Raw genomic sequence first — 7,968 nt, 5'->3', positions numbered from 1 at the left:
CGTTCAGCCCCACCGGCCAAGCTGGTTGTCGGCACCGGCCATGGTGGTTGTCGCTCATCAGAGCAGCGAGAATGGCTAACAAAAGGCTCCAGCCGAAGGTTGTTTCGCCAGAGAATGTCGTTTCACCGCAGAATGTCGTGACGCCAGAGGGCATCGCCTTGATCGAGGCCGTGTTGCGCAGCCGGTCGCGCAACAAGGAATACCTTGCCAACCTCGCGGGTTTCGAGCCTGGCGAGGTTTCCTTGGAAACCAACCAAGACAGGGAAGCAATCGTGCTGCGCGGGCATGAGGAGTGGGTGCGGACTGCCGCGTTCAGCCCGGACGGGACCTCGGCGATCACCGCCTCTAGTGATGCCACCGCACGGCTCTGGCGGGTGGCGGCTGGCGCGGCGGGGCCGGTGCTGCGTGGGCATGAGGGCGAAGTGACCACCGCCGCGTTCAGTCCGGACGGGGCTTGGGCGATCACGGCCTCTGCTGATAGTACCGCGCGGCTGTGGCGGGTGGCGGATGGCGCGGCGGGGCCGGTGCTGCGTGGGCATGAGGGATGGGTGCACACCGCCGCGTTCAGCCCGGACGGGGCCTGGACGATCACCGCCTCTGCTGATGACACAGCGCGGCTCTGGCGGGTGGCGGATGGCGCGGCGGGACCGGTGCTGCGCGGGCATGAGAAAACAGTGTGGGCCGCCGCGTTCAGCCCGGACGGGGTCTGGGCGATCACCGCTTCAGATGATGACACCGCTCGGCTCTGGCGGGTGGCGGATGGCGTGGCGGGGCCTGTGCTGCGCGGGCATGATGACGGGTTATGCACCGCCGCGTTCAGCCCGGACGGGGCCTTGGCTATCACCGCCTCTCGTGATCGCACCGCGCGGCTTTGGCGTGTGGCGGACGGCACGGCGGGGGCGGTGCTGCGCGGGCATAAGGACTGGGTGAAGTCCGCCGTGTTCAGCCCGGACGGGGCCTGGGCGATCACCGCCTCGGGTGATCACACCGCTCGGCTCTGGCGGGTTTATGCTGCGAGTCGGTGATCGAAGCAAGGGATTGAGATTGAATGAGGGAGCGTGATCAGAATGCCTAACCCGGTCTATTCCAATCGCAAAATCCTGTTCGAAGTAGCAAAAGCCAATTTTGTTCGCCCAGAGAACGTGCGTCAACTCTACGATCTGGTCACGAATGATGCGCGTCTCAACACTGTCGGATATGAAACCTTTGAGAAGCAGACAAGCAACTCAAATGACTATCCGAATGGAACGCCCGGCGAAACGATCGCGGCGCTAGCTGAATTCCTGGTCAATTTCGCAAAGGAAATCGGCACCAACCCCATCAAACACGAAACCGCTGTTCGCGTTTGGCAAGGTCCGCCTGCCGCGTTCCGTGATGCCCTGAGAGTGGAACGGCCATGGAACCGGTTGCTGGAGCGGGCCCTTGCTCTAACGCCATTTCTCCCTCGCCCTGAATGGGAAATTGAAGGCCATATTCCTCAAAGCCTGCCCTATCCGGGAGGATCAGAAGGAACCGACGTGTTTCGGCAGTTTCACACCGAGGTCAGATTCTACTTCAGATTCTTCTTCAGATCCGCATCACCCAAAACCATCATGGTCCTGGAGGGACTCTGTCCGATTGTTGGTGTCGCCAAATGGTGTGTCTGGCCCTACAGCGCCGATCAACCGCTGCGCCGTGATGTGCGCTGCAGAACTCACGCATGGCCAAGCGGTGAACCCGTGTCCGGATCAAATGTGATCGGGACATTCGGTCGGGACCCGCTGTACAAGGGAAAGCCGGGCCCGAAAACCATTAATGTTGTGCGCGACCCAGCGGCGTCGGAGGGAAGGAAACACGTCCTCGGCATCGCCTGGAGTCCGCACGCCGCGCCTGAACCTGAAGTGGTGCAAGCTTGGCTCAACCCGGCCAACGGAGTTCTGGACAGCGGCCAACTTGACGAGATCGCCCGAACGATCCTCCCTCGCCTTGATCAGCGGACAGCCGAAATGATCCGAGGAGAGATCCGGTTTTCGGCGAGTGGCGAGCGCGGACCGAAGGACGCCACAGCAGGCTGACATGCGCACACCCTCACTGGTCCTTCTCGAGATTGCCAACCGGGGTTCCGCAAACGGAGTTCTCGTAGGAAACCGATGGATTCTGACCTGCGCGCACCTCTTCGAAACGAAAAAAGACGCGGCATTTCCGAAGGACATAGCGGAGGCAACGAGGGTCTATTTCGTCGGCTCGGCGCTCAAGGAAGATGGCTCGTTTCCGGCCAGGCTGGTTCCTGCAGGATGGTTTCCGGACAGTGAGCAAGCAGAGGTTCGCGATATTGCGATACTCGAACTTGACCAACACTTCGAGGGAGGCTCATTGATCGCCGATCCGATCTTTCCCGAAGGCCGGTTGTTTGGGCGCGCTTGGAGCAAGTCGAAGAAAGCCATCGACGTCATAGAGCCGCTCCTGACGGTAGGCGCAGGGATGATCGACAGCTCCCATACTATCAGGCTGAAGTACGAAGCGGCAGGACTTTCCCCGACCCTAAAGGGTCACAGCGGCTTTCCAGTATTCGACAGACTCGGAAACATTGCGGCTCTGCACCGCGGTGTTGACGATTGGGCCGAGTACGACCTTCTCGCCATTTCGGCCAAAGCTCTGCGATTGGCGTTTCACGAATACGCAAAGCAGAAAGGAATGAGCGCAGAAAGCCTTGAGGTCTTCGCGACGCCGGTACCGCTGGATGCCGTCGAGCGACCCATGGAACTCGAACAGGCGGTTGCTGCCATATTGGGGGCGGAGCGTGTCACCGCTTTGACGTCGCTGCATGGTGATGGCGGTTACGGCAAGTCCACGCTTGCCGAGATGATCCGCAATGACCTCCGAATCCGGGAGCACTTCGGAGCACGGAGCAAGTGGATCACGATCGGGCAGAACCCGGCGGACCTCGCGCAACGATTCATGGACCTTGCATTGGAACTGGACCCGAAGTCGGCGCCCGCCGGAACGGTCGACGGCGCGGCCAGCAGGCTGAAGGACGCGCTCGCCGGTGCTCCGACTTTTGTCGTGGTCGACGATCTCTGGAGGGAAGAGCATCTCAAACCATTCATGAATGCAGGCCGCAACCTTTCGGTCCTCGTGACAACCCGCAATCAGGCGCTGCTCCCGAAGGCCGCGGCCATCATCAAGGTCGAGGAAATGGCACCGGCAGATGCTTACAGCCTGATCTCGCGCGGGTTGCCTGTCACCACTGACCAGGAACGGGCCGCGCTCGAACGGCTTGCCGACACACTCTGGAACTGGGCCCAACTGCTCGACATCGTTCGAAGATGGATGGGCGCTCGTTTGGCTGAAGGGACAAGCCTGATCGGCGCAATTGACGCGGTAAAAAGGAGATTTCTCGCTTACGGTGTCACCGCGTTCGACCCATCGGACCAGCGGCTCAATCGAGAAGATCCGGCGGAGCGACAGAAGGCGATTGACGTAACCTTCGCGATAGGGGTCGAGGATCTTTCTGACGTTGCGAAGGGCCTGTACCAGAAACTTGCCGCCTTTCCGAGGGGTGCGGTAGTCTCGACAGCAGTCATCGAAGCGTATTGGCGCAAGGTGGGGGCAAAGCAAAGTCTTGATGCAACTGACCTCCTCCATCGACTTGAGGCTCGAAGGCTGGTCCGCAGCGGGGGCCCGGGACAGAAGGGTTACTGGCTCCATGACAACGCCTTTGATTGGCTGGCACGACAGACCGACGATATCGCCAGGCTGCACGACGTCTTAGCGGATGTCCTAGCCTATCAGCGTGAGAACGGCCGGAAGGCGGCCGCGACCTTCGCATGGGAGCACGAGGTCGCAACGCTGCGTCTGGCCGGGCGCGCTACCGAGGCTGATGATCGCATGACCTCGTATCCGTGGGTCAAGGGCAAGCTCGCGGCCTTGATCGCTGACCATCTGGGCTTGCCACCCGAAACGCCCGAGAACGTCTGGGTCGTTGGTGATACTTTGAAACTTGCGGGCGCGTCTTTGGCCAAGTCGCCGGAGCACCTTCCCTACTACATCAGCTCCAGCCTTCGGTCTCGCGCTCCGTCCCATCCTATGGTTACGATGGCCGAGGCTGATCCCGGACTTTGGCCAAGGTCGGTTCGGCACGAACTGAACCTTCAGCGTTTGGAAGTCCTGAGGTTTGTTGGGCATGATGACGACGTGAACACCGCCGCGTTCAGCCCGGACGGGGCTTGGGCGATTACTGCCTCATTCGATGACACCGCGCGGATCTGGCGGGTGGCAGATGGCGCGGCGGGACCGGTGCTGCGCGGGCATGAAGGCGGGGTGAGGACCGGCGCGTTCAGCCCGGACGGGGCTTGGGCGATCACTGTCTCTGATGACACAGCGCGGCTCTGGCGGGTGGCGGATGGCGCGGCGGGGCCGGTGCTGCGCGGGCATGAGGGATCGGTGAGGACCGCCGCGTTCAGCCCGGACGGGGCCCTGGCGATCACAGCTTCTAGGGATGACACCGCGCGGATCTGGCGGGTAGCGGATGGCGCGGCGGGGCCGGTGCTGCGCGGGCATGAGGGCGAGGTTAGTACCGCTGCGTTCAGCCCGGACAGAGCCTGGGCGATCACCGCTTCTGTTGATGGCACCGCGCGGCTTTGGTGGATTGCGGATGGCGCGGCTGGGCCGGTGCTGCGCGGGCATCAGGCAAGGGTGCGGACCGCCGCGTTCAGCCCGGACGGGGCCTGGGTGATCACCGCCTCTAATGATTGCACTGCGCGACTCTGGCGGGTGGTGGATGGCGGGGCGGGGCCGGTGCTGCGCGGGCATGAGAACTGGGTGAACACCGCCGAGTTCAGCCCGGACGGGGCCTGGGCGATCACCGCCTCTAATGATCGGACCGCGCGACTCTGGCGGGTGGCGGATGGCGCGGCGGGGCCGGTGCTTCGCGGGCATGAGAAAATGGTGGACACCGCTGCGTTCAGCCCGGACGGGGCATTGGTGATCACCGCCTCTCGTGATCGCACCGCGCGGCTCTGGCGGGTGACGGATGGCGCGGCGGGGCCAGTGATGCGCGGGCATGAGAAAATGGTGAAAACCGCTGCGTTCTGCCCGGACGGGTCATTGGCGATCACCGCCTCTGATGATCGCACTGCGCGGCTCTGGCGGGTGGCGGGTGGCGCGGCGGGGCCAGTGATGCGCGGGCATGAGGGCGAGGTTAGTACCGCCGCATTCAGCCCGGACGGGGCTTGGGCGATCACCGCCTCTGATGATCGCACTGCGCGGCTCTGGAGTGTGGCCGGTGGCGCGGCGGGGCCGGTGTTGCGCGGCCATGAGGGCGCGGTGTACTCCGCAGCGTTCAGTCCGGACGGAGCCTCGGCGATCACCGCCTCTGACGATGACACCGCGCGGCTCTGGCGGGCGGCAGATGGCGCGGCGGGGCCGGTGCTGCGCGGGCATGAGGGCTGGGTGCGGACCGCCGCGTTCAGCCCGGACGGGGCCTGGGCGCTATTGATGAGACCGCGCGGCTCTGGCGGGTGGCGGATGGCGCGGCGGGGCCGGTGCTGCGCGGGCATGAGGGCTGGGTAACCGCCGCTGCATTCAGCCCGAACGGGGCCTGGGCGATCACCGCCTCGGGTGATTGCACCGCGAGGCTCTGGCGGGTGGCGGATGGTGCGGCGGGGCCGGTCCTGCGCGGGCATGAGGGCGGGGTGATGACCGCCGCGTTCGGCCTGGACGGGGCATTGGCGATCACCGCGTCTATTGATGAGACCGCGCGGCTCTGGCGGGTGGCGGATGGCGCGGCGGGGCCGGTGCTGCGCGGGCATGAGGGCTGGGTAACCGCCGCTGCATTCAGCCCGAACGGGGCCTGGGCGATCACCGCCTCGGGTGATTGCACCGCGAGGCTCTGGCGGGTGGCGGATGGGGCCGGTCCTGCGCGGGCATGAGGGCGGGGTGATGACCGCCGCGTTCGGCCTGGACGGGGCATTGGCGATCACCGCGTCTAGTGACCGCACGGCGCGGCTCTGGCGGGTGGCGGATGCGACTTGCGTTGCAACCATTCCCTTCGACGCAGCGCTCACAGCCATGGCGGTGGATCGCACCATGATCGCCTTTGGCGACGCCTTGGGCGGCGTCCACCTTTTCGATTTTTCCATCTCGAAAGACTGATCCGGTCGCCAATGGTCGGCCATGCTTGCGTGCCTTCGTCTGGGCACGCAAGCACGGCCGGCCGAATCGTCTCTAGTCAAGGAGTCCTCTCAAACTATTGGAGGACTTCCCAAATGAGACTTGCCCTTACCTCGCGGGGACAACTGATGCTCGGGGTCGCCATGACCGGCGCCAAATTCACCCCCGCCAACCACCCTGATCGCGGCGACCCGATCAACGACCTGATCAGCCGTGGTGACCTGGTTCCAACCTCGATGGAGGACCTTGCCGCCGAAATGAAAGCGGTCCACGACATGGGCGTCCGCTATATCCACGTCCATGCCCGCAACCCGCTGACGCGCGAGCAGACTGCCGATCCGGACATCTATCGCGCGATCGGCCGGATCGCCCAGCAAGTCGCGCCGGGCAGCCTTCTGAGCTTCGGGGGAAGCCGCAACGGCCGTGAGATTCACGCCGCGATCGAACGAGGTGGCGAACGGGCGCGCATTGCGCATGCGGCCATGCCGCTGGCCGATGGGGGCGCCGACTTCGTTACAGCGCAGGCAGCGATCGAACTTCAGGTCTGCACCGACTTCGAGCGCCAGGGGTATGTCGCCCTTGACCACACGAGCGGAACCGTTTCGGTTCTGAAACCGCTGGCCACCTATCGTCCTTCGGCAGTCGCGGAAACGGTTGACCTGGGCGTCTTCTCGACCGCTGGCGGAAGTTCCTACGGAGACAGCCCGGCGACCGAGCAGATGAACACGCTGCGCTGGGTGATCGCCCAAAGGGAAAAACTCGTCCTCCCTATGGAGGTCGAGTGGGTACAGCGCCTGCGCAGCCGCGTGCTGACCGATTACCTGGTCAATGTGCTAGAGTCGGGGCGCAAGATCCGACGTTTGAATATCACGGTGCTGTTTGGCTTTTCCGAGCCCCTGCCGTTCCCATCGTCCTACCCGGAATTTCGGGCGGTGGTGGCGGAAGCACGTTCAATCGGCGAGGCCCGGGCCGCGATCTGCAACGCGGAGATCCCGCCGCTCGACGTCACCGTCGCGGTTGGCGCAGCAATCCTGCCCCACCATGGCGCCCGGCATCTTCGTGAGATCGATGTCGGCCCTCAGACCGGCCGTCTGGCCGGTCCGACGGAACGGTTGGCGCACTGGGCCTGTCAGTTCGATTCGGGCGTTGATATTCTTCGGATCGGCCTTGAAGACGCGCCTTTCCATCTCGATTCACTGGGGCGCGTGCTGCCGGCCACGAACCCCAGCTTGGTCGAGAAAGCGGTGGAAATCGTGTCGATGAACGGGGTTCAACTTGTATGCGACCCTGCTGCGGTTGCCGAGTTCGGGGCCGTGCCCCAAGCCTGATCGAGTAGTCCACAAATTTCCAATTCCGCTCCCGGGCCTTGATGCACGGGGGCGGTAAGCTATCCAAACGGCAGCTTGGGCCTGGTGCATCGCGCACGTAAACTGAACTCATGCGCCAAACAGTTCGTTGCACTTAGGTAACGCGGTCGGGGGATTTCTCTACGTGGGTCAACAATAGGTCAACCTGCCTAACTACCTCGTTCCCCGTTTAGACCCGTTGGCTGCGGTTGGTTGCGGCGCAATGCGGTAAGGAAACCACGACAGTTCAAGGGGATATCGTGTAACCCGTTGAAATCAAAGGATGGCCGTTCTTCCGTGAGATGGGGCTCATAACCTGAAGGTCGTTGGTTCAAATCCAACTCCCGCAACCAAAAAATCAAGCATTATCAATAGGCTAACAGCCGCCCTCCGGGGCGGCTTTTGCATGCCCGCATTCCAGGGGCCTTGTTGCACAAATCCTGCGTGGGATTCACTAGGTTAATCCAATGTG

Annotated in this window: 6 protein-coding genes; all 6 read left to right on the top strand. The window is 63.5% G+C overall.

Features of this window, described 5'->3' with window-relative positions; translation table 11 throughout:
* Positions 1-71: 71 nt before the first annotated feature.
* The 6 genes from P775_RS11995 to P775_RS11970 all read left to right on the top strand — a co-directional run bounded on the left by P775_RS11995 (position 72) and on the right by P775_RS11970 (position 7,478).
* On the top strand, positions 72-1,025 hold the full coding sequence (locus P775_RS11995; protein ID WP_218967680.1) for a WD40 repeat domain-containing protein: 954 nt from the start codon (positions 72-74) through the stop codon (positions 1,023-1,025).
* Positions 1,026-1,067: 42 nt separating this feature from the next.
* Positions 1,068-2,054 carry a hypothetical protein gene (locus P775_RS11990; protein ID WP_099911224.1) on the top strand — a complete coding sequence of 329 codons (987 nt, stop codon included), beginning with the start codon at positions 1,068-1,070 and terminating at the stop codon, positions 2,052-2,054.
* 298 nt (positions 2,055-2,352) lie between these two features.
* Positions 2,353-5,550, top strand: a complete 3,198-nt coding sequence (locus P775_RS11985) for an NB-ARC domain-containing protein (protein ID WP_143520888.1) — start codon at positions 2,353-2,355, stop codon at positions 5,548-5,550.
* A complete protein-coding gene (locus P775_RS11980) occupies positions 5,499-5,909 on the top strand; it encodes a WD40 repeat domain-containing protein (RefSeq protein WP_099911222.1) in 411 nt (136 codons plus the stop codon). Before P775_RS11985 ends, P775_RS11980 begins: the two co-directional genes overlap by 52 nt.
* A 10-nt stretch (positions 5,910-5,919) precedes the next feature.
* Entirely contained in the window at positions 5,920-6,132 is a 213-nt protein-coding gene (locus P775_RS11975) for a hypothetical protein (RefSeq protein ID WP_143520887.1), read from the top strand.
* A 113-nt stretch (positions 6,133-6,245) separates the two neighbouring features.
* The gene (locus P775_RS11970) at positions 6,246-7,478 is read left to right on the top strand and encodes a 3-keto-5-aminohexanoate cleavage protein (RefSeq protein ID WP_180287421.1); all 1,233 of its coding nucleotides are present in this window, start codon (positions 6,246-6,248) and stop codon (positions 7,476-7,478) included.
* Positions 7,479-7,968: the final 490 nt, after the last annotated feature.

Origin of the sequence: Puniceibacterium antarcticum, assembly GCF_002760615.1 — a bacterium.
Lineage (GTDB): Bacteria > Pseudomonadota > Alphaproteobacteria > Rhodobacterales > Rhodobacteraceae > Puniceibacterium > Puniceibacterium antarcticum.
This window is presented reverse-complemented; position numbering and strand designations above follow the sequence as displayed.

Excerpts from the sequence above, each read along its gene's own strand:
- P775_RS11995 (WP_218967680.1), top strand. The coding sequence starts at position 72 with ATGGCTAACAAAAGGCTCCAGCCGAAGGTTGTTTCGCCAGAGAATGTC.
- P775_RS11975 (WP_143520887.1), top strand. The coding sequence starts at position 5,920 with ATGACCGCCGCGTTCGGCCTGGACGGGGCATTGGCGATCACCGCGTCT.
- P775_RS11990 (WP_099911224.1), top strand. The coding sequence starts at position 1,068 with ATGCCTAACCCGGTCTATTCCAATCGCAAAATCCTGTTCGAAGTAGCA.
- P775_RS11970 (WP_180287421.1), top strand. The coding sequence starts at position 6,246 with ATGAGACTTGCCCTTACCTCGCGGGGACAACTGATGCTCGGGGTCGCC.